The following is a 21,867-nucleotide window of genomic DNA, read 5'->3' as shown; positions in this document are numbered from 1 at the left end:
TTCTATATGTCGCAACATAAGGTGGTTTTGTTACTAGGAAGTAACATTGGTAATCAAAAAAATAATATAGAGATGGCTTTAACTAAAATAAGCGAAGCTAGTTCCATATTAAAAAAAAGTGAATATTTAACATCAGAACCCGTAGAATTTGTCAGTTCTAATATTTTTTGTAATATTGCAATAATAATATCTACTCACCTATCACCTATTCAACTGCTTGATTATGTGAAAAAAATAGAGATTGAAATGGGTCGACTTACTGACTCTACGATCTCAAAAGTTTACACAGACAGAATTATTGATATTGATATTGTGAAGTATGATGAGTTAAAATTTTTATCAGAAAGATTAGAAATCCCTCATAACAAACATCTTTTTGAAAGAGAATTTTCTAAGATATTATTAAAAGATTTTATTTAAAAAATACAAACACATAAAACATATTGTATGAAATTAGGTTTATTATTATTGGCCGCTTTGCCTATTGCTACTTATGCTCAAGACAGTATTTCCATAAACTCTCCAAACGAATATCCCAATACGTTTTCTTCTGGTTCTGCAAATGTTCAAAAATTTGACAACAAAGCAAGAAGATTCAGAGATTGGTCTATTTCCGTCGGTGGAGGTGGTGCATTTATGGTTACCTCAGACCTTACTTCTTTTTATGATAAAAAAGTAAACTTGGGATACAACAGCTATGTAAGCTTAGACAAACAAATCTCGCACACTTTTGGGGTAAGCCTTGCCTACCAAAAAGGAGAAACAAACCAAAAAGGAGTACAGATAGGCCCTCGTGGGAAAACAGCCGGTGTAGGAGAAGCAAAGACAAAATATGATCAAATTGCTCTAATAGGAGATGTTAATTTCTCTAATCTTTTGAGAAGAGTTGATAATTATTCACATTACAGATGGGCATTACATGGGTATGGAGGAATTGGTTTCATGAGCTTCAATACCTCTTTACATGATAATGAAGAATTTAGATGGAGCAATTCACCTAAACGAGTACCTTTATTTATAGATCAAAAAATGGATATTAGTTCATTTTACTATCAAGTGGGTGCAGGTTTAAAATATAATGTTTCAAAACTTATCGATATTGAAGCCAGAGCAATGTACATTATCAGTGGTGATGATGAATTCGATGGCGGTGGATGGGCAGGCCCTGCAGATTATGATCTTACCAGTGGTAACTCTAAATATAACATGATCAACGACAAAAGATCAGACAATATGTTAACTGTTAATTTAGGTGTATCGTTTAAATTAGGTAAACAAATATCTCATTTAGCTTGGCACGATCCTTTACAAGAAGTCTATTATAGAACAAATGTGCTTGACAACACGGCAAATGAGCTTGTGGTATGCGAAAAAGGAGATAATGACAATGATGGTGTTTGTGATGACTGGGACAGAGAATTGAATACTCCTGCAGGAGCAAGAGTAGATGGTGCTGGTGTAGCATTGGATATGGATCTTGATGGTGTCATCGATTTATATGACAAATGTGTTACGGTTCCTGGGTCACCAGACAATAATGGTTGCCCTATCAACTAAGCATACAGTAAAAAACTCATTTAATTAACTAAATAAATAAAAATACATACTATGAAATTAAGTTTAGCAATTGTCGCCTTAGCCCTAGCTGTTCCCACAGTGAGCTATGCACAAGATTCAATAGCCGTAGTTTCTACCAACGAATATCCAAATACATTTTCTTCTGGTTCTGCCAATATTTCACCTTTCACTCAAAAATCTAAAAGATTTAATGATTGGGCTGTGTCATTTGGTGCAGGGGTACCTATGATACAATCAGCAGATTTAACTTCTATTAAAAACGGTAACGGTAAAAATCTTTTCGGTTACTCTGCTTATGTAAGTATTGATAAAGCAATTACTCATGCTTTCGGTCTTAAGGTACAATACGACAGAGGAGAAACAAGACAAGGTTGGTTTAATACAAAAGACTCTGCTCCTGATATGAATGCCGTAGGTGCAAGAACACAATATGATGCAATCTCATTACTAGGTGACATCAACTTCTCAAATCTTTTAAGAAGAGTTGACAACAAGTCTACTTACAGATGGGCAATACATGGATATGCAGGTGTTGGTGCTTTAGCATTTAGAGCGTACCAGAAAGATGCAACCGGACAAAGATTAATGACAGAAGTAAAACCTTTTAAACTTGGTTCACTCTTCGGTCAAGCCGGAGCGGGGGTTAAATTTAAATTAAACAGAAGATTAGACCTTGAAACAAGACTAATGTATGTTTACACAGGTTCTGACGAGTTTGATGGTGGTGGTGCACAATATAGTGCTATTAACCAAAGAGAAGAACAGGTTTCTGACAATTTCTTCAACGCAACCGTTGGTCTGTCTTTAAAATTAGGAAAACATGAATCTCACCTAATGTGGCACGATCCATTGCAGGAGATTTATTACAAACTAGATGTTTTGGCGAATAAAAACCAGGATATTGAAGTTTGTAAGAAAGGAGATGCTGATAATGACGGAGTTTGTGACGATTGGGATAGACAACTTGATACTCCTGCTGGTGCAAGAGTTGACGGTGCAGGTGTAGCTCTTGATGCAGATTTAGACGGAGTAATCGACCTTTACGATAAGTGTGTAACAGTTCCTGGACCAGTAGAAAACCAAGGTTGTCCTTTAACTCCTACTGAACCAAGTGGACCTGTAATAGAAACTGCTACAAATATGGAGGGAATTGAGTTTGATTTTAATTCAGACAGAATTTTACCAAACAACACCCCTATCCTTAACAATGCCGTTAATTATATCAATTCTTCAAATGCAACATATACTGTAATTGGAGCTACTGATACAAAAGGTACAGATGAGTATAACCAAAAATTATCTGAAAGAAGAGCAAACAGTGTGAAAAATTACCTTATCAAAAACGGTGTGGGTAAAGATAAAATTAATGCGGTAGGTAGAGGTGAAAAAGACCTAAAATACCCAGAATGTGATCCTGCTGAAAAATGCCCTGAATGGAAGAACAGAGCAAACAGAAGAGTTTATTTCGAAGCTAAATAATAAAACTTCTTATTATAAAATTAAAGCCATGCATTGCGTGGCTTTTTTTGTCTCAATACTTTCCTTACATTTACCTTATGATTTCCTCGAAAGATTTTAATGAACTTAAAAATAAAACCCTTAAGCATTTTTGGGGTTATGATCAATTCAGAGATTCTCAAGAAGTGATTATTGATTCTGTTATCAACAGAAAAGATACATTAGTTCTTCTTCCAACCGGCGCCGGAAAATCATTATGTTATCAGCTTCCTGCTTTATTACAGGAAGGAACTTGTCTTGTAATTTCTCCCTTATTGGCATTGATGAAAGACCAGGTTAACCAATTAAAATTCAGAGGAATTGAAGCAGAATACCTCAGTTCAGAATTGGATGAGTTTGATGCTGAAGTCATTTACAACAGATGTAAAGACGGCTTAACAAAATTACTGTATGTTTCACCGGAAAGACTGACCAATAAATTATTCATTCAACAAATTGAGGAAATTCAGCTATCATTTATTGCGGTGGATGAAGCACATTGTATTTCTGAGTGGGGACAAGATTTCAGACCCAGTTATCAGAACATTAAAGATTTCAGAAAAAATAATCCGGAAATTACTTGTCTTGCATTGACAGCAACAGCAACTCCAAAAGTTTTAGATGAAATTAAAAATAAACTGGAACTTAAAGATCCACAGGTATTTCAAAAAAGTTTCAAAAGAGATAATATTAAAATTTTCACCGAAGAGATTTCAGATAAATATCAAAAGGTTTTTACCATTCTTAAATATGCTAAAGAGTCGGGAATTATCTATGTGAGAACCCGAAAAGATGCCGAATTACTCACTGAATTTCTTCACAGACATAAAATTCAGAATGTTGATTATTTCCATGCAGGATTATCAACAAAAGAAAAAAACGAAAGACAAAATTTCTGGAACAACAGTAATCAAAATGTATTAATTTCCACCAATGCTTTTGGAATGGGGATCGATAAAGATAATGTACGTTTCGTCATTCACTTCTCCCCTTCTCAGTCGATTGAAAATTATTATCAGGAAATCGGTCGTGCAGGAAGAGATGGCAAAAGAAGTTATGCATTCATGCTTTGGAACAAGCAGGAGATTTCAAATTTTGATCAAATTCTAAGAAATCAGATTCCCAATAAAGCTGAATTTCTAAAAATCATTTCTTATCTGTATTCCAAATTTCAGGTAGCAGAATTTGAGCTTCCCGAAAAGGTTTTTCAATTAAATACTTCCGGAATCCAAAGTTTCACTAAACTTTCAACAGCGAAGATTAAAAATGTTCTGAATTTTCTTCATACCCAGGAAATTATTTTCCACAACAGCAACAAAAGTTTGTCGTCACTCGAACTTCTCATTAAGCCTGATGAAATCGATCAGCTTCCACAGAAAGATGCTTATTTTATCGAACATCTTTTGCGTAGCATTTCTGGAATTACTACACACAAAGTAATGTTCAGCGAGCAGAACGTAAGCAATAAAATCGGAGTAAGTATTCATCTGATTAAAGAACGCCTGAAAGAATTACAGCAGAAAAATTATCTTGAATATATTGATGGAGCTTTGGCGAGTGTGAAATTTCTGAAACCACGGGACGAAAGAGCTATCAACGCAATGTATTGGAATCTTTTTGAACATATTCAAAAAAATAAAATCCAGAAGTGGGAAGAGATGAAATTTTTCATCGAGGACAATCAATACTGTAAAATGAAATTGATCCTCTCCTATTTTGGTGAAAAAAATACTAAAAACTGCGGACAATGCACCGTTTGCGAAAAAAACAAACAGTCTATTTTCGGTAAAAATGTTTCTTTGGAAATCATTAAGGTTTTAAATAAAAAGCCGGCAACCATTGAAGAAATTTCTATACAGTTGCAGTTTCAGAGCAAAGAAAATATTTTAGAAAATCTTATTTTCTTATTAGATTCCGGAAAAGTAAAAATGCTGAATTTTAGAACGTACGCGTTGACATAAGTAATAAGTAATGAGTAATTGGTAATAGCAATTAAAAAATTCATAACTCATAATTTCTAACTTATAACTCAAGAGTTTTATCTTTGCACCATGAAATCATTGAAAGTCGTTTTTTTGGGCACTCCGGAGTTTGCAAAAACTGCATTGGAAGCCATTCACCAATCTCATCATGAAGTTGTAGGCGTTGTCACCGTTGCTGATAAAGCAAGCGGACGCGGGCAAAAGATCAACCAATCTCCTGTAAAAGTTTTTACTTCCGAAAATAACATTCCTGTTTTTCAGCCTGAAAAATTGAGAAATCCTGAATTTTTAGAAGAATTAAGAAAATTAGATGCTGATGTTTTTGTAGTAGTCGCTTTTAGAATGATGCCTAAAGTTTTGTTTGAAATGCCTAAAATGGGAACTTTCAACCTTCATGCTTCCCTGCTTCCAGATTATAGAGGTGCCGCTCCAATTAATTATGCGGTAATTAATGGAGAAGAAAAAACTGGAGCAACTACATTTTTTATTAACGAAAAAATTGATGAAGGAAATATTTTATTGCAGGAAGAAATTCCGGTTTTGGAAAATGAAAACGCAGGAAGTCTTCACGACAGATTAATGGAAATGGGTTCAAAATTGGTCGTAAAAACTTTGGATGGATTAGCAGAAAATTCGATCATAGAAAAACCTCAGCCTGAAGTGGAACATCCAAAAAATGCTTTTAAAATCTTCAAAGAAGACACCAGAATCGACTGGACGAAAAATTCAAAAGAAGTTCATCAGTTTATTTTAGGAATGTCACCTTATCCAGCAGCTTTCACCACTTTAAAAATTAGTGAGGAAGAAAAAGGATTAAAAATATACAATGGAAAATTTGAAGTTTCAGAGCACGGAAAACCTGTTGGAAGTTTAGAGATTTCAAAAAATGATTTTAGAATCTATACAAAAGACGGAATGTACTTTCCTTTAGAATTACAATTGGAAGGAAAGAAAAGAATGAATGTTAAAGATTTTCTAAACGGATTTAGAAATTTTGACGAAATAAAAATGGCTTGAGTAAATCAAGCCATTTTTTTATTGTGAATTGTGAATAGTTAATTTTGCTTCGCAAGTAAATTGAAAACGCAATCAAAAAATTGACTACGAAGTGAATTCACCATTGACCATTCACATTTTAAAGTTGAACCATCTCTGTCACCTCAACATCATAACCTCCAACCTGAGGTTTTACGTTAGGATTTTGAGTGATTACTTTAAATTTATTAATTCCTAAATTCTTCAAAATCTGAGTCCCGATTCCGTAATCTCTGTAGTTAAATGCTGCAGTAGGATGCTTTTGCTGTCCATCCTGATAATTTAAAAACTGTTGCAATTTTCTTAGTGTATTTTCAGAATTTGAAACATTATTGATGAAAATAATTGCTCCTTTTCCTGCTTCATTTACCATTGATGTTACTTTTTCCAACAATGGTTTTTCACCGTTATTCAATCTGGTTAAGACATCAAAATAAGAATCAGAAGATTGAACTCTTACCAAAACAGGCTCGTCAACGGTCCAAGATCCTTTTGTTAAAGCAAAGTGAATCTGGTCATTTGAAGTTTCTCTGAAAGCACAGAAATCAAATTCACCATAAGCAGTTTGCACTTTTCTTTCCTCAATTCTTTCGATTAAGTTTCCTTTTTTAAGCTGGTAATGAATCAAATCTTCAATAGATACAATTTTCATATCATGCTTCTGAGCAAAGACATGTAAATCCGGCAAACGAGACATAGAACCGTCTTCGTTCATAATTTCACAGATTACACCACCTTCTTTTAAACCAGCCAAGCTCGTTAAATCAATTGCAGCTTCTGTGTGACCTGCTCTTTTCAAAACACCACCTTTTCTTGCACGAAGCGGGAAAATGTGACCTGGACGCATGAAATCTGTTGGTTTAGATTTTTCATCCATCAAAGCTAAAATAGTTTTCGCTCGGTCTCCGGCAGAAATTCCGGTAGAAGTACCGTCACCCAAAAGGTCAACAGAAACCGTAAATGCAGTTTCTTTAGGATCGCTGCTTCGGCTTACCATTACATCTAATCCTAACTCATCACATCTTTTTTCTGGAAGCGGCATACAAATCAACCCTCTTCCGTGAACTGCCATAAAATTAATTAACGCAGGTGTTGTCAATTCGGCAGCACAAAGAAAATCACCTTCATTTTCTCTGTCTTCATCGTCTACCACTATAATTATTTTACCATTTTTAAGGTCTTCAATCGCCTCTGGAATAGTATTTAGTTTAATATCTGACATTTTTACTTTAAATTTTCGCAAAGATACTCAATAAAATAAGCATCAACAATTAATATGAGCGGTTTGTGCAACCGCTTTCGCTTAACTATAAAAGTTGCAGAAGATTTTAACACATTAGTCACATAAGTTTTTTAGCTAAAGCTTTGAAAATATTGAGAACACATAAGTTTTCAAAATATTTTTAAAGCTAAAAAATCTGCGTAAATCTGCCGGAGTTAAAATTAAAACAAAGAATCTGTCGCTTTTTTTATAATCTCGTATGATTCCAGTCTTTTTTGATGGTCATAGATATGAGAATTGATCATCAATTCATCCACCTGATATTTTTCCTGAAAGTTTTTAATCTGTTCAGCAATTTCATCTTGGTTTCCAATAAAACTAAATTTTAATTTCTGTAAAACCATCGATTTTTCCATCGCCGACCAAATAGTATCCATATCTTCAATCGGTGCCGGAAAAGGTTTCCTGTCGTTTCTGATAATATTAATGAACGCCTGAAACAATGTCGTAGAAAGAAAATGTGCTTCTTCAGAAGTTTCTGCAGCAATTCCGTTCACACAAGCCAAAATAAAAGGTTTATCTAAATATTTTGAAGGCTCGAAATGTTCTCTGTAAATTTTAAAAGCCATATCCATTTGTTCGGGAGCGAAATGTCCCGCAAAAGCATACGGAAGTCCTAATTCTGCAGCCAACCAAGCGCTGTCTGTGCTTGAACCGAGAATATACATCGGAATATCTAAACCTTCACCGGGAATTGCACGAACCAAAGCGTTTGAATTTTCTTTCGAAAAATATTTCTGTAATTCTAAGATCTGTCTCGGAAATTGTTCATTGATAATAGCCGGATTTCTTCCCAAAGCTTGAGCCGTTAAACCATCTGTTCCGGGAGCTCTCCCTAAACCAAGATCGATTCTTCCCGGAAAAAGTGATTCTAAAGTTCCGAATTGTTCGGCAATAACGAGCGAACTGTGATTTGGAAGCATAATTCCACCTGAACCCACTCTTATTTTTTTTGTTCCGTTGGCGATGAAACCAATCAGAACTGAAGTTGCGGAACTTGCAATACTTTCCATATTGTGATGTTCGGCAAGCCAGAATCTTTTATAATCTAAATTTTCAGTGTGATTTGCTAAAGACAAACTGTCCTGAAAAGTATCGTGAATGGTTTTCCCCTGTTTTACGGGAGCTAAATCAAGCACGGATATATTAAAATTTTTCATTTATTAAATTTAACCAAGCAAAGTTAAGGCTAATAAATTGCATTAGTTACTTTTTGTAATTGATGGAATTGATTGGTGTGTTGTGGGAAAAACTATTGGAAAATAAGTTTGAAGTTTCAGCTTTTGTTTATACGGAATTCTTATTTTATATTTGGTAAAACTTATACTGATGAAAAAAATCCTGTTAATTCTTACTCTTTTAATTTTTAGTAATATGTTATTTTCTCAAAATAAAATGAACATTCCAACTGAATTCCCTACAGATTATGGCACTTTTACATTTCCTTTAGGATCAAAAATAATTTTGGAACTTAAAGAAACTACAAAAGGTAAATACGAATATAGAGTTTTAAGTATCGAACCTTTTAAACATTATTATTCTTTACAAAAAAGAGAAAATTTATTTAAGTTAAATCCCGATAAAAACACCATAGAAATATACTTTATGGGAGCTTTTTATAATCAGGGAAATGATGATAAAGATTGGAAAACTCTTTTGAACTTGAGAAACAATCTTGAGATTCCTTTAAACTATAAAGCCGATATTAAATATTATCATAAAGATGATTTTGAAAACACCTCAATTATAGGTGCTTTTCCAAAAGCAACAGCAAATGAAATTTGGGCTCACAAAATTGATTTTATAACATTATACAATTTTGAAAAATTAGAAAGGTAAAATAAGTAAATTCTGAAAACTTAAAATGCAACCAAAAATCACGTACATCGAAAACAAATCTAAAGGTCATAATAGATTGGCTTGGATTGGTTTCATAGAATTTTCAAAATCTGGTCAAACAGTTTATTTTAATGGAAAGACATTGAAAAAATTGAAAAACCCAGGAATTAATACCAATGATTTTGATATTGAAACCGGCGAAGAATATTGGGTTTCAGGAGTTAAGGAAAACGGACAGAACAGACATCAATTTGGTGGAGGAAAAATAATGATTGATAAAACTCAATTGATGAATATTTAAAATTGGTTGATTTTGATATTCTTGACCAGAACAATTTTACAATAATTGAATTTTCTAAAACTGATAAAAGTAGATTTAACAAAATTGAAAATACAGAAGTAGAATTTATGAACGAAAGTCGATCTGCAACTTATGGGATAATAACAAAAGAAAGTTAAGCAGTATTTAAAATAAAAGGATTCGGTGTAAAACTGAATCCTTTTATTTTAATTGTTATTCTTCTCCTTCTGATACGTAAAATGATTGATCAAAATCCTTATTTCATTAAATTCAAAATCATTCGGTAAAGCAGCTTTCCAATCGGTTAGATTTTCTTTAGGATCTCTGTGAAACATTTCTTTAAATGCTTTGATTTTATCGGAAGTAATCACTCTGGCAATGTCCAGCAAACCCTGTTCTGCAAATTTTGCCAAATGACCGATCACGGTTTCTTTTACCAAACCTCTTTCCATGGCAATTTCGGAAATCGTTTTTCCCTGTTCAAACAATTGAAAAGTAAGAACCTGAGACGGAACTTTCGCAATTTTCATGCTGACTTCTTTATCATTTTTTTCATCCAGAAGTTTGGTTTCCAGTAAATGAATTTCTTTTAGACTGTTCAGGTATTCTTCAATATCTTCGAGCCAGTTTTTAAGCTCTTCATTGTATTGTTTTAAGCCTTTTGCGCCTTTTATTTCAGCATAAAATTCTTTCAGTGGATTAAAAACCTTGTCTCTTATTTCGGTAAAAAAGAAATTCACCGCACCTTTTGATTTGCTTTCAATCTCACTCCAATCTTCTTTCTTTTCAATAAATAAATTGACTTTCTGGAAAATGATTCGCTCCAGTTTTTCAAAAATTTTACCTAGATTTAAAACATCACGTTTCAACTGAAGATACAGCTGATTAGATTTTGTACGGTCGATACTTTTGGTAACAATCGAAAGATTATTCCACTGCTCCACTTCTTTTAAAAACCATTGACAATCTACTGTACGAAGTACTTTTCGGATGCTGTAATCGTATTTTTCCTGATTTAAAATACTTTCAACATTATCATTTGCCTGCGTTTCCCCCTGAAATTTCAGAATCCGGTTGTCTTTAAAAATAACTTCAGGAGTAATTTTAGATTTTAAAACAATTCCTTCCAACGTTCGGCAACGTGACAACGCCACATAAACCTGACCCGCCGTAAAACTTTTTCCGGCATCGATAATCACTTTATCAAACGTTAAACCCTGACTTTTGTGGATCGTCACCGCCCAAGCTAATTTTATCGGAAACTGCTCAAAGCTTCCCAAAACTTCTTCTTTAATATTTTTATCGGTATCGAGAGAATATTTTTTCTGTTCCCAGACCTCTCTTTTTACGGTAATTTCACGTTCACTTCCTTCAAGAATAACTTTTACTTCATTTTCATCTAAAGAAGAAATTTCACCTAATTTACCATTGAAATATTTCTTTTCACCCGTAATATCATTTCTGATAAACATGACCTGGGCTCCGACCTTTAATTCTAAAAACTGCTCATTCGGAAACTGATTTTCTTTAAACTCACCAAATAGCTTCGCTTCGTAAGACTTGGGACTTACTTTTATATCCTTCAGTTTTTCCTGATTGATATCGTCTGCCATTTTGTTGTGCGAACAGAGATAAACGTAAGGATCTTCTCCCGCTTCGAAACCCGGATCATATCTTTCGTTAAGATGATTAAAATCAATATTGGCAACATCTCCGTCACGAATCGCATTTAATATTTCTAAAAATCCCTGATCGGTTTGACGGTAGACTTTCGTTAATTCAATCGTCAGTAAAGGAATATCTTTAATCGCCAAACTATCGAAAAAGAAAGGCGAATTGTAAAACATTTTCAAAACATGCTCATCTCTTACCACCGGTGGAAGCTGATACAGATCTCCGATGAACAACATTTGAACGCCACCAAAACGCTGATTATTTCTTCGGATAAATCTCAAAGAAAAATCCATCATATCCAAAACATCAGCACGAAGCATAGAAACCTCATCAATAATCAAAACCTCAACTTCTCTTAACAGTTTAAGCTTATCTTTTCTGTATTTGAAATGTTGTTGAAGATCAAGAATATTATTGGCCAAACTACTGTCAATACGTTCTGTAGTCGGCAAAAAAGTACGCAAAGGCAAACCAAACATTGAATGAATGGTAACTCCGCCTGCATTGATTGCGGCAATTCCCGTGGGTGCTACAACAATGTGCTTTTTTTTCGTTTTCTTTACAAATTCGTTTAGAAATGTAGTTTTCCCCGTTCCTGCTTTTCCTGTAAGAAAAACACTTCGGCTGGTGTATTCAATTAAGTCAAAAAAATGATTGTTCATCGTTTGCAAAATTACGGAAAATGTGAATAGGCATAAACTTTGATTTGCTTAAAAAAATTAATTTATGAAAAACTCGATCATTAAATACTCAGCTCTTGTATTAATCAGCGCATTTACAATGAGTTCATGTGCCTCTTCAAATTCTGGCAACACCACAAATTTACCCATAGATATCGCGGACAGACCTGCAGATGAAAGCAGCAAAAAATATGATGAAGCCAATCTGGATAAATTAAAAAGCATCATAGAATCTGAAATAGCAAAAGAAAAATGCACCTCAGCTTCCGACTGGGCTTTTGCACCAATGGGCTCTAAAGCTTGCGGTGGACCCGTTTCATACATTGCTTACCCTAAAAAATTGGAAGCTTCAATTCTTAGAAAAATTGAAAATTATACACAGACCATGTCTGAATTCAATAAAAAATATGGCATTACTTCAGACTGTATGATGATTGCAGAACCATCCGGCATAAGATGTCAAGGCGAAAAAGCAGTTTTGATTTATTAATAATTCAAATTAGTTTTAATAAAAATAAAAGCTCTGAACTAATTATTAGTCAGAGCTTTTTGTATTTTTGAAGATCTTTTTTATCGTGTGATCTTAATCTTTATACCAAGAAGAATATTTCACATAATTATCTGCAATTCTATTTACTTCACCTTCCAGAAGCGCTGCAGAAATATCTTTAATTTTTCTGGCAGGAACACCGCCCCAAACTTCACCAGATTTTATATGCGTTCCCTGAGTTACCACAGAACCTGCACCAACAATTGAATTTTCTTCAATAGTACAGTCATCCATGACGATAGAGCCCATTCCAATTAAAACATTGTCATGAATTCTACAACCGTGAACGATTGCGTTGTGACCGATTGAAACATTATTTCCGATTTCTAAAGGGAATTTTTCATACGTACAATGCAACATGGCATTATCCTGTACATTTACTTTTTTGCCCATCTTGATGTAGTTCACATCACCTCTTATTACCGCATTGTACCAAATACTACAGTTTTCACCCATCACTACATCACCAATAATAGTTGCGGTCTCTGCCAAAAATGTATTTTCTCCGATTTGCGGTGTCTTTCCTAAAAGTTCTTTTATAAGTGCCATTTAATATATTTTGAAAATTTAAATAAGCTAATTTGAAAATTTAAATAATGAAATCACAAATTGCAAATTACAGTGATAGCAAAAATCTAACTTCCAATCTCTAGCTTCTAAGTTCTAAATCCGTATTTTTGTACTCTCAAATTTAACGAAAAAATGCGTACGATACTTATAGAACCAACAGAAAACCCAAAAGTGATGAAATTTGTAGCTGATTACAACTTGATTCCAGGGTCTTTAGAGTTGGACAGAGATTCAGATATATCAGAAATTCCTTTAGCACAAGAGCTTTTTAATTATCCTTTTGTGGAAAGAGTTTTCATTACCGCTAATTTTGTAGCGGTAGCAAAACAGGATACTGTAGAATGGGAACATGTTGTTGACAGTCTGAAAAATATAATTGAAGACGAGCTTTTGGCCAACCCAAGAATTTATCTTCAGAAAAAAAAGGAAATGATTGAGATTTATGCTGAAATGACTCCGAATCCTAATGCAATGAAATTTGTGTCAAGCAAAATGCTGATGGACGGTTTTGTAGAAGTAAAATCTAGAAACGAAGCCGAAGGAGTTCCTTTAGCTCAGGCTATTTTCACAGAATTTGATTTTGCGAAAGAAGTTTTTATTTCAGATAATTTTGTAGCGGTTACCAGAGATAATTCTGTGGAATGGCATCAGGTAATGATGGCTGTTCGTGGTTATATTGCAGAATATCTTCAAAGCGGAGGTATAATTTCAAATATTGAGTCTCAAAAGCATGAAAATCCGGTTGAAAAAATCATCAACAGAGATTATACAGATGATGAGCAGAAAATTTCTGATATTCTAAATGAATATGTAGCTCCTGCTGTAGAAAACGACGGTGGAAAAATTTCTTTAATGGAATATGACGCAAGCAACAAAACGGCAAAGATGTTGCTACAAGGTGCTTGTTCAGGATGCCCAAGTTCAACAGCGACTTTAAAAGGTGGAATCGAAAATATTTTAAAACAATTCCTTCCGGATTTGGTAGAACACGTGGAAGCTGTCAACGGATAATCTTTTCCTATGAGAATATTTCTTCTTTTAATTGGTTTTAGTTTAAGTCTTCTTTCATGCAAAAAGGAGCCTCAGCTGAATGACAGAATTCATGACGACCTTGTAGAAATGGGCGTTGCGAAAGACAGCATTCAGAAGATGGATACTATTTTGGGGAAATTAAACAAGAAAAACACAGCCTTTCTTGATTATTATTTCCATAATTATTATGAATTGGATAAAGAAATTCAAGACGAAATAAAAAAATTAAAAGGAGAACAATTCGTCTATGATAAAGATGAAGAATATTTTACATTATTTACAAAAATAGCCACTCAAAAAGGCGATCAATATTTAAAATCTTTGGGTATGACCGGAGAGGAAGAACATTTTGCGTTGGAACTTTATATTTTACGTTTAAAGAAAAAATATGGTCCAACAATTGATGAAAGAATGAGAAATCTAAATTAACGATGAAGGGAATTCTATTAGTAAACCTGGGATCACCAAGATCTACGGCAGTAAAGGATGTAAGGGAATATCTTGATGAATTCCTGATGGACGAGAAAGTGATTGATTACCGATGGTTTTTCCGTGCACTTCTGGTACAGGGAATTATTTTAAATACAAGACCCGCAAAATCTGCCGAAGCCTACAAAACGGTTTGGACAGATGAAGGCTCGCCATTGATTGTGATCACTCAGAAAATTCAGAAAAAACTTCAAAAGCTCGTTGATGTTCCGGTAGAAATCGGAATGCGATATGCACAACCAAGCATTGAAGCGGGAATTCAAAAACTAGTCGACCAAGGAGTAACAGAAATTGTTCTTTTCCCTTTGTATCCGCAATATGCGATGAGCACAACGGAAACTGTGATTGAAAAAGCAGAAGAAGTAAGAAAAAAGAAATTCCCGGGAATTAAAATCAATTATATTCAGCCTTTTTACAATAGAGAAATTTATATTGACTGTCTTGCAGAAAGCATCAGAGAAAAACTTCCTGAAAATTTTGATGCATTACAGTTTTCGTATCACGGCGTTCCTGAAAGACATATTTATAAGACTGATCCTACGAATACCTGCAATCTAAACGATTGCTGTTCTCGCGAAAACAATCCGAGTCATCAGTTTTGTTACCGTCATCAATGTTTTGATGTCACCAATTCTGTGATTAAAAAATTAGGTTTGCCGAAAGAAAAAGTGATGGTCACTTTCCAATCAAGATTAGGAAAAGACAAATGGATGGAGCCTTATACCGATGAAACTTTGGAAACTATCGGCAAAAAAGGAGTTAAAAATCTCGCAATCGTTTGTCCGGCTTTCGTTTCCGACTGTCTTGAAACTTTGGAAGAAATTTCTGTAGAAGGAAAACATCAGTTTGAACATGGTGGCGGAGAAAATTTCCATTATATTCCTTGTCTGAATGATGAAGACCGCTGGATTGATGTTGTAAAAATACTCTGCGAAGAGAAACTGAATGAGTTTTATTTAGTGTAAATCTTATTTTTAACAATATAAGGGACATTTGAGAAATCAGATGTCTTTTTTTATTTATTTTCAACAACACCCCCCCTAAAAAAACAACCAAAACAATTAAAAAATATATTTTTTTTAAAATAATTTAAATTTTAATAGGGGTTAGTTTTGTTTTTTAATATTTTTTTATACTTTTACTCTATCAAAAGATAGGGGTTAATTAAAATTTTTACAAATAATGAATACAACTATAGAAATCTTAAAAAAGAAGATAGAAAATTTCACTCCCGAAATTGCAGAAGCGTTCATTAAGATCGTTGATAATTTAGATACCACCGTAAAATCTAGTGTTCAACAATTTCAGTTGGATGAAGTCTCTAGTCGAATTGAATTTCACACAGAGAACCCAGCAACTAAACTTGATTTTTTTGAGAACATTTCTGAGTTAGAAAAAATCTGTGCGTAATGAAAGTTTTACTGTCATCAATTGCAAAAAATGACATTAGAATGCTGATGCGGGTTTTTAATGCGGAAGAACAAAATAAAGACAAAGATTTCCTGAATGATTTAAAAGAATCAATCAATATTATTTTGAGCGATTACGAAAAATTAGATATAAAAAATAGGAAACTTCAAGTTTACAAAACTGAAAATTTCCCTGTACATATCCATTATTTATTTGAAGACAACGACAGTCTTTTTGTAACAGCCATTTTTAAAGAAAACAATTGAAAACACCTTTAATAAAGAACTTTTTTTGACATTATTATATAGTTTAATTTTTCTGTTGATGTCTTCTCGTAAGCCATTAAACACTTTCAACAGAACCTTCCAAATGTGCAAGTTTGGAAGGTTTTGTATTTCTTTAGATAATAGTTTAAATCAATTTACCAATATTGTCTATCCTCATATCCCAATAAGTCTTTACCAAAGCCTAAATTCTTTATTTCACAATCATCCATCTGTTTCTTAATGTCGGAAATCAAATCATTATAAATTTCATTGTAATGAATCATTGTTGCTTTTAAAACATAAGTCTTATTTGAAGGAGGCCAAAATGGCTTATTAATAAAGGTATTGTTTTGTTCAATATATTTTAAGATATCTAAACTTTTATCATTTTGATATGCTGCAACTGCTCTAGAAAAATACAGAACCTCATCAGAAATATTATTTTCAGAATTAAGTTTATTTTTAACTTTACTTTCGAAATATTGCTTTAAAAGCGGAAAGAATTGTTGATGAGGAAACTTCTCTATACTTTTAAAAATCCATTCTGTACAATACCCTTCAAAATTTTCTTCAAAAACCTTCTTTAAAACCTTAACATCCTCCTCTTTCTTAAATTTACTTAATGCAAAACAAGCTCCTAATTGAATACCACATCTATCATTTTTAGATTTCAATATTGCTCTTTCTTTAATGAGGTTATAATATCTTTTATTAGGTTCAATATCTCTAAGCATTTCGTTAGAAACTTCAAGTTCAGGATAGTGCAATAAAACCTTATCAACTAAAACCTTCTTTTGGATCGGTGAAAAACCATCTTTATCTTTGGCTTTGGCTATCATTAAATCGGAAACACTAAAATAACCAACTGCATCTTCATAATACCACCACTGAACTTTAGCTTGATCATCCAAATTATTCATTAGCAAATCAAAATATTCAGGTTCTTCTCTATCAATGATTAATCTATAGGCAACAACTCTCAATAACGGAATTTCAGAATTCATTAATCTGATCAATTCTTCTTTAGTCGCATTTTTGTATAAATAATTTTTTGCAACAGTATCTGAAACAGGAAGCGTCTTCTCCTTCGACAACCTATTTAAATATGGAAATAATTCATTTCTAAAATCACTATTCGATTCATTTTCTTTCTTACATGAAAAAATAATTAGCAACAAGAAAACAAATACCAATCTCATAATAAAATTATCTTACCGGTGTTCTGAATTCTCCATATCCAGCTAAACCATCATAATTTCTACCGAAAGGCTTGTAATATAAAAATGCCTGGTAAAGGTTTTCCGTCTGCCAGAAATTACCGTTGATTTCTCCTAAATTTAAAGAACCATTGGCTTCTTTTGTGGCTAAAATATAGTTGTAAAAACCTTGCTTCATATAAATTTTAGCGATGTATTTCTTAGCAGCTTCATCGTAATGCATTTGGAATTCTTTGGTTGCTTTAAAATCATTAAATCCCCCCACGATATACAACTCTTTATCCATTAAATCAGAATCTAAAGAAAAATGCACCCAAGCGTAATCAGCTTCACGAGCCGCATCTCTTTCTAATCCCAAATCATTTCTACGATAATACCAAGCTCCATTTACATCAGGTTGATATTGATAATTTAAAGGATATGCCCAAACCGGATGAAGGTACGTTTGATTAACTCCATCAACAATTCCTGTTTCGCGCACCATATCTGCCGCCATTCTCATGTTTTTATTATCGAAATAATAAAACTCGTTATTTCCAGGGAAAGCAAGATTCAACTGCTGAAAAAGCAATTGATTTCCCATCGTTGCACTTGGTTTTTGATTGGTAATCTTCATATTCGGATTATTATTCTGCATCACCGTAAGTGACATAGAATTCACATTCGAAGTAAGGTCTCCAGCTTTTGAAACAGCCTGTACTTCTACCCTCTGATTGACATTCGGGTTTTTAGCATCGGCAATTCTTGAAATATTCAGTGCTAAATTCACATTCTCTTCCACCACAGAAAATCTTCTTTTGAAAAGTGGCTGATCTACCGAACTTTTATAAACAATCAATTCAAAATTTCCTGAAATTTTCGGTTGTATTTTATCATTCGGAAACTTTAAAGTATAATGAGTATAAGCCTGAAGCGTATTAAAAGAATACTGAAACTGATCCAGCAACGCATTCATCGAACCATTCGCAATTTCACTAAAAAAAAGATTGTCATCTTCCCAGTTTCTATCAAAATGCTTAATGGTGTAACGGTACAACTCACTTGAATTGGTTAAATCATCAAAACTCAATACAAATTGCTGACCCATTGTAATAACCGGCGTTTCGTCATTGGTCTGAGGATTAAATAACTGAATACTTTGAATGTTCTGCCCGAAAGCCAGCGAACCTAAACTGAGTAAAAATATCTGCAACGTTTTCATTATGACGAAGATAACAAATCTCTAAAGAATATTGTATTTTTGATAAAAAAATATTCAGAATATGTTTCAAATACAGGCCTTCGTGTTCAATTTTGCAAGTGAAAATACTTATGTTCTTTTTAATGAAAATAAAAATGCTTGGCTCATCGATCCGGGAAATATGAACGAGCAGGAAACTCAGGCAATTTCAAATTTCATCACTGAGAATAATTTAAAAATTGAAAAAATACTTTTAACGCATGCTCACATTGATCATGTTTTGGGTTTACAGTGGGCTTTTGACACATTTAAAGTTCCAGTAACGATGCATCAGGAAGATCAGGAAGTTTTAGACATGCTTCAGGCAAGCGGTGCTAGGTTTGGCTTTCAGATTCCTGCGGTAAAGGTTGATACAGAATATATCAATGAAGGTGATGAACTGGATTTTGACGGAGAAAAATTTAAAACCTATCATGTTCCGGGACATTCTCCAGGAAGTGTCGTTTATCATAACGAAACTCAAAAATTTATGATCTCCGGTGATGTATTGTTTGAAGGAAGCATTGGAAGAACAGATCTATACAAAGGTAATTATGATCAATTGACTGAAGGAATTAAAACAAAACTTTTTGTTCTGGATGAAGAAACACAAGTTTTATCAGGTCATGGAAATCCTACAACGATTGGTTTTGAGAAGCAGTATAATCCATTTTTGAGATAAAAGCACTGAATCCATGAAGTTGAAAAGTGCGATAATAAAACTCAACTTACATTTACATAGCTTATAAATCGATACTACACAACAAAATGCATCACTAATGATGCAGGATAAAAGTATACTAGAATCACCGCTCTAATTCTAGCTTTAACAGTATTATTTATTTTAATAAAATCTAAAATATTAAAAAAACCGTTTCACAAGTTGATTAAAAACTTTTACCACAATAAAGCAATTTAAAAGTTGAAGACGATATTAAAATTAAAACCGAATTTTAATTGTATTTATCAACAATAAATTGTGGATAAGCCTGTGGATAACTTTGTGGATAAAATGAACACAATCAATAATATACTCCTTATCAATTAGATAAAATTAAATTCTTCAATTGAATTTAGAAAAAATAATAAAGTCTATTTCTTAGAAAAATTTATAAAATCAAGGTTTTCAGAAAGTTGACAAAAAAGGAAATTTTTACGCTAAAATAGTTGTGGAAACTCTGTGGATAAAATTGTGGATAACTCAAAAAAATCCTGATTATCAATAATAAAACAAAATTACCTAAAACATTTGATGAGTTGATTAAAAACCTCTAACACCATAAAACAATTTAAAAGACGAAAATATTAAGATTAAAACCAATTTTATTAGTATTTATCAACAATAAATTGTGGATAAGCCTGTGGATAACTTTGTGGATAAATAAAACACAATCAATAATACGCTCTTTATCAATTGGATAAAATTAAAGTCTTCCTTTGAATTTAGAAAAGATAAAAAAGTTTATTTCTTATAAAAATTTATAAACTCAAGGTTTTCAGAAAGTTGATAAAAAAGGAAATTTTTACACTAAAAATAGTTGTGGAAACTCTGTGGATAAAATTGTGGATAACTCAATAACATCCTTATTATCAACAATAAAAACAAAAAAAAAGCTATCCACAAAAGGATAGCCTATATATTATTTTGCAAGAAAAACTAATCTACAACAATCAAGTTACAATTATTTCCACTTAATATTACAACCCATGCTCGGTCTCTGAATTTCTTCCTGAGGTTCACCAATTAAAAGGTTTTCAAAAGCAATAATTAAATCTTCCCCCGTTACTTCTTTATGATTTCCAGGTCTTGAATCATCCATCTGACCTCTGTAAATAAGATCTAATTTATCATCAAAGAAGAAAAAATCTGGAGTACAAGCAGCATCATAAGCTTTTGCAATTGCTTGGCTTTCGTCATATAAATAAGGAAAATCAAATTTTCTTTCGATTTGAAACTCGATCATTTTTTCCGGAGAATCCGCAGGATATTTTTCTACGTTATTAGAATTGATAGCAATAAATTCAATTCCCGCCTCATTATAATCTTCATACAACTCTGTCAACTTATCGATGATATGCAACACAAACGGGCAATGATTACACATAAAGATTACCAACGTACCTTTTTCACCTTTCAAGTCGTCTAATGATTGTACTTCATTACTTTTTGAAGGGTTTGGAAGCTCAAAAAAAGGAGCTTTTGTTCCTAATGCTAACATATTTGACGGAGTATTCATATCTTTTTTATTTGTCCACAAAGATAAAGATTTCTTTTAGTAGTTGCTAAAACAATAATTTAATTGAAGTAGACTATTTGATTAATTAATTTTTACAATAATAAAAAAAACACTACTCTAAATAATCGCCAACTCCCATCTTTCCAGCAGCCAGCAAATTATAATAATTCTTCAAAGCCTTACCTTAAAAATTAAATATAAAATTTCATTTGGTTGGTATACTGAAATGTTTGTAGTTTTGCTAACACTGTTAGTAAAATAAAATCATGGGTTTACATGAACGTCGTCAAAGAGAAAAAGAATCTATCCGTGCAAATATTTTGCAGGCTGCATTCACTTTGGCTAAAACTGACGGTTGGGCATCACTTTCGATTCGTAAAATAGCTGATGCAATTGAGTACAGTGCTCCTGTTGTTTACGATCATTTCGAAAACAAAGAAGCGATTTTATATGAAATTTCTATCAACGGGTTTCATTGCCTTCAAATAGAATTACTAAAAGCTCAGAAAAAACATGAAACTCCGGAAGATCAGTTGACAGCTATTGTTGATGCTTATTGGAATTTCGCATTTAAAAATAAAGAATATTACCAGCTCATGTTTGGTCTGGGGATGCAATGTAGCGGAAAAGGTTTGATGAAGGAGGAATTTTCTTCTTTTCAGGATATGATTTTCGACTGTACTTACGAAATTATTAAGAAAAAAGGATCGAATGAAGACGGTGCTTGTCACTCTTCTCACGCTTTGTTTTCTGCAGTTCACGGATTGATCTCGATCATGATGATGAGAAATGATGATATTCCTTCAACGATGAATAAGACAACTTTAGACGAAACTGTTTCGGCTTTTATTAAATCTTTGTAAATTTTTTTTGAACTAAAAATTAACACCGTTAGGAAAAGTAACACGGAATAATTAACATAATTTAATTAAAACAAAAAACTTTAAAAAATGAAATACGATTTTTTCACATTATTTCTTGCAATTTTTTTTTCTTCTCATTAACACTG

Annotated in this window: 22 protein-coding genes; 15 read left to right on the top strand and 7 right to left on the bottom strand. The window is 32.9% G+C overall.

Going from position 1 to position 21,867, the window contains the following annotated elements; genetic code table 11:
- Window positions 1-6: 6 nt before the first annotated feature.
- The 5 genes from folK to fmt all read left to right on the top strand — a co-directional run bounded on the left by folK (window position 7) and on the right by fmt (window position 6,074).
- Entirely contained in the window at window positions 7-420 is a 414-nt protein-coding gene (gene folK, locus B5X64_RS05975; RefSeq protein ID WP_079464376.1) for a 2-amino-4-hydroxy-6-hydroxymethyldihydropteridine diphosphokinase, read from the top strand.
- A gap of 27 nt (window positions 421-447) precedes the next feature.
- Window positions 448-1,557 (top strand): outer membrane beta-barrel protein, encoded by a 1,110-nt coding sequence (locus B5X64_RS05970; protein ID WP_079464375.1) that lies wholly within the window; start codon window positions 448-450, stop codon window positions 1,555-1,557.
- A 51-nt stretch (window positions 1,558-1,608) separates the two neighbouring features.
- Window positions 1,609-3,057 carry an OmpA family protein gene (locus tag B5X64_RS05965; protein ID WP_079464374.1) on the top strand — a complete coding sequence of 483 codons (1,449 nt, stop codon included), beginning with the start codon at window positions 1,609-1,611 and terminating at the stop codon, window positions 3,055-3,057.
- 77 nt (window positions 3,058-3,134) lie between these two features.
- Window positions 3,135-5,036 (top strand): RecQ family ATP-dependent DNA helicase, encoded by a 1,902-nt coding sequence (locus B5X64_RS05960; protein ID WP_079464373.1) that lies wholly within the window; start codon window positions 3,135-3,137, stop codon window positions 5,034-5,036.
- A gap of 90 nt (window positions 5,037-5,126) precedes the next feature.
- Window positions 5,127-6,074, top strand: a complete 948-nt coding sequence (gene fmt / locus B5X64_RS05955; RefSeq protein ID WP_079464372.1) for a methionyl-tRNA formyltransferase — start codon at window positions 5,127-5,129, stop codon at window positions 6,072-6,074.
- A 118-nt stretch (window positions 6,075-6,192) separates the two neighbouring features.
- Here the strand turns inward: fmt and ribB are convergent, their stop codons facing one another.
- Both ribB and B5X64_RS05945 read right to left on the bottom strand, forming a co-directional pair.
- Window positions 6,193-7,314: a 3,4-dihydroxy-2-butanone-4-phosphate synthase gene (ribB, locus tag B5X64_RS05950; RefSeq protein WP_079464371.1), complete on the bottom strand. Its 1,122-nt coding sequence runs from the start codon at window positions 7,312-7,314 to the stop codon at window positions 6,193-6,195.
- A gap of 221 nt (window positions 7,315-7,535) precedes the next feature.
- The gene (locus tag B5X64_RS05945; RefSeq protein WP_079464370.1) at window positions 7,536-8,534 is read right to left on the bottom strand and encodes an LLM class flavin-dependent oxidoreductase; all 999 of its coding nucleotides are present in this window, start codon (window positions 8,532-8,534) and stop codon (window positions 7,536-7,538) included.
- Window positions 8,535-8,769: 235 nt separating this feature from the next.
- On the opposite strand from B5X64_RS05945, the gene B5X64_RS05940 reads away from it, so the two are divergent.
- Both B5X64_RS05940 and B5X64_RS22995 read left to right on the top strand, forming a co-directional pair.
- Window positions 8,770-9,213: a hypothetical protein gene (locus B5X64_RS05940; RefSeq protein ID WP_123920682.1), complete on the top strand. Its 444-nt coding sequence runs from the start codon at window positions 8,770-8,772 to the stop codon at window positions 9,211-9,213.
- Between the two features lie 25 nt (window positions 9,214-9,238).
- Window positions 9,239-9,514: a hypothetical protein gene (locus tag B5X64_RS22995; RefSeq protein WP_228418770.1), complete on the top strand. Its 276-nt coding sequence runs from the start codon at window positions 9,239-9,241 to the stop codon at window positions 9,512-9,514.
- Between the two features lie 206 nt (window positions 9,515-9,720).
- Here B5X64_RS22995 and B5X64_RS05930 read toward each other — a convergent pair whose 3' ends face one another.
- The gene (locus B5X64_RS05930; protein WP_079464368.1) at window positions 9,721-11,850 is read right to left on the bottom strand and encodes a helix-turn-helix domain-containing protein; all 2,130 of its coding nucleotides are present in this window, start codon (window positions 11,848-11,850) and stop codon (window positions 9,721-9,723) included.
- Between the two features lie 64 nt (window positions 11,851-11,914).
- Between B5X64_RS05930 and B5X64_RS05925 the strand changes: the two genes are divergently transcribed.
- Window positions 11,915-12,358, top strand: coding sequence for a hypothetical protein (locus B5X64_RS05925; RefSeq protein ID WP_079464367.1), 444 nt, complete (start codon window positions 11,915-11,917; stop codon window positions 12,356-12,358).
- Between the two features lie 93 nt (window positions 12,359-12,451).
- On the opposite strand, the gene B5X64_RS05920 is transcribed toward B5X64_RS05925, so the two are convergent.
- The gene (locus B5X64_RS05920) at window positions 12,452-12,967 is read right to left on the bottom strand and encodes a gamma carbonic anhydrase family protein (protein ID WP_079464366.1); all 516 of its coding nucleotides are present in this window, start codon (window positions 12,965-12,967) and stop codon (window positions 12,452-12,454) included.
- Between the two features lie 153 nt (window positions 12,968-13,120).
- On the opposite strand from B5X64_RS05920, the gene B5X64_RS05915 reads away from it, so the two are divergent.
- The 5 genes from B5X64_RS05915 to B5X64_RS05895 all read left to right on the top strand — a co-directional run bounded on the left by B5X64_RS05915 (window position 13,121) and on the right by B5X64_RS05895 (window position 16,185).
- Entirely contained in the window at window positions 13,121-13,999 is an 879-nt protein-coding gene (locus B5X64_RS05915) for a NifU family protein (protein WP_079464365.1), read from the top strand.
- A 9-nt stretch (window positions 14,000-14,008) separates the two neighbouring features.
- Window positions 14,009-14,449 carry a hypothetical protein gene (locus tag B5X64_RS05910; protein WP_079464364.1) on the top strand — a complete coding sequence of 147 codons (441 nt, stop codon included), beginning with the start codon at window positions 14,009-14,011 and terminating at the stop codon, window positions 14,447-14,449.
- A 2-nt stretch (window positions 14,450-14,451) separates the two neighbouring features.
- Complete coding sequence (gene hemH / locus B5X64_RS05905; protein ID WP_079464363.1) at window positions 14,452-15,474, top strand: ferrochelatase; 1,023 nt, start codon at window positions 14,452-14,454, stop codon at window positions 15,472-15,474.
- Between the two features lie 217 nt (window positions 15,475-15,691).
- Window positions 15,692-15,919: a hypothetical protein gene (locus B5X64_RS05900; protein WP_079464362.1), complete on the top strand. Its 228-nt coding sequence runs from the start codon at window positions 15,692-15,694 to the stop codon at window positions 15,917-15,919.
- Window positions 15,919-16,185 carry a hypothetical protein gene (locus B5X64_RS05895; RefSeq protein WP_079464361.1) on the top strand — a complete coding sequence of 89 codons (267 nt, stop codon included), beginning with the start codon at window positions 15,919-15,921 and terminating at the stop codon, window positions 16,183-16,185. The genes B5X64_RS05900 and B5X64_RS05895 overlap by 1 nt, the downstream gene beginning before the upstream one ends.
- Before the next feature lie 155 nt (window positions 16,186-16,340).
- Here the strand turns inward: B5X64_RS05895 and B5X64_RS05890 are convergent, their stop codons facing one another.
- Window positions 16,341-17,189, bottom strand: a complete 849-nt coding sequence (locus B5X64_RS05890; RefSeq protein ID WP_123920681.1) for a hypothetical protein — start codon at window positions 17,187-17,189, stop codon at window positions 16,341-16,343.
- A 202-nt stretch (window positions 17,190-17,391) separates the two neighbouring features.
- The gene (locus B5X64_RS05885; RefSeq protein WP_079464359.1) at window positions 17,392-18,603 is read right to left on the bottom strand and encodes a type IX secretion system plug protein; all 1,212 of its coding nucleotides are present in this window, start codon (window positions 18,601-18,603) and stop codon (window positions 17,392-17,394) included.
- 61 nt (window positions 18,604-18,664) lie between these two features.
- On the opposite strand from B5X64_RS05885, the gene B5X64_RS05880 reads away from it, so the two are divergent.
- A complete protein-coding gene (locus B5X64_RS05880; protein ID WP_079464358.1) occupies window positions 18,665-19,303 on the top strand; it encodes an MBL fold metallo-hydrolase in 639 nt (212 codons plus the stop codon).
- A gap of 1,000 nt (window positions 19,304-20,303) precedes the next feature.
- Here B5X64_RS05880 and B5X64_RS05875 read toward each other — a convergent pair.
- A complete protein-coding gene (locus B5X64_RS05875) occupies window positions 20,304-20,858 on the bottom strand; it encodes a thioredoxin family protein (protein ID WP_074230108.1) in 555 nt (184 codons plus the stop codon).
- A 266-nt stretch (window positions 20,859-21,124) separates the two neighbouring features.
- On the opposite strand from B5X64_RS05875, the gene B5X64_RS05870 reads away from it, so the two are divergent.
- The gene (locus B5X64_RS05870; RefSeq protein ID WP_079464357.1) at window positions 21,125-21,721 is read left to right on the top strand and encodes a TetR/AcrR family transcriptional regulator; all 597 of its coding nucleotides are present in this window, start codon (window positions 21,125-21,127) and stop codon (window positions 21,719-21,721) included.
- Window positions 21,722-21,867 lie beyond the last annotated feature (146 nt).

It is taken from the genome of Chryseobacterium balustinum, assembly GCF_900168205.1.
Classification (GTDB): Bacteria; Bacteroidota; Bacteroidia; order Flavobacteriales; family Weeksellaceae; genus Chryseobacterium; species Chryseobacterium balustinum.
Note: the sequence above shows the minus strand (reverse complement) of the source record. Positions and strands in the feature narration are given on the sequence as shown.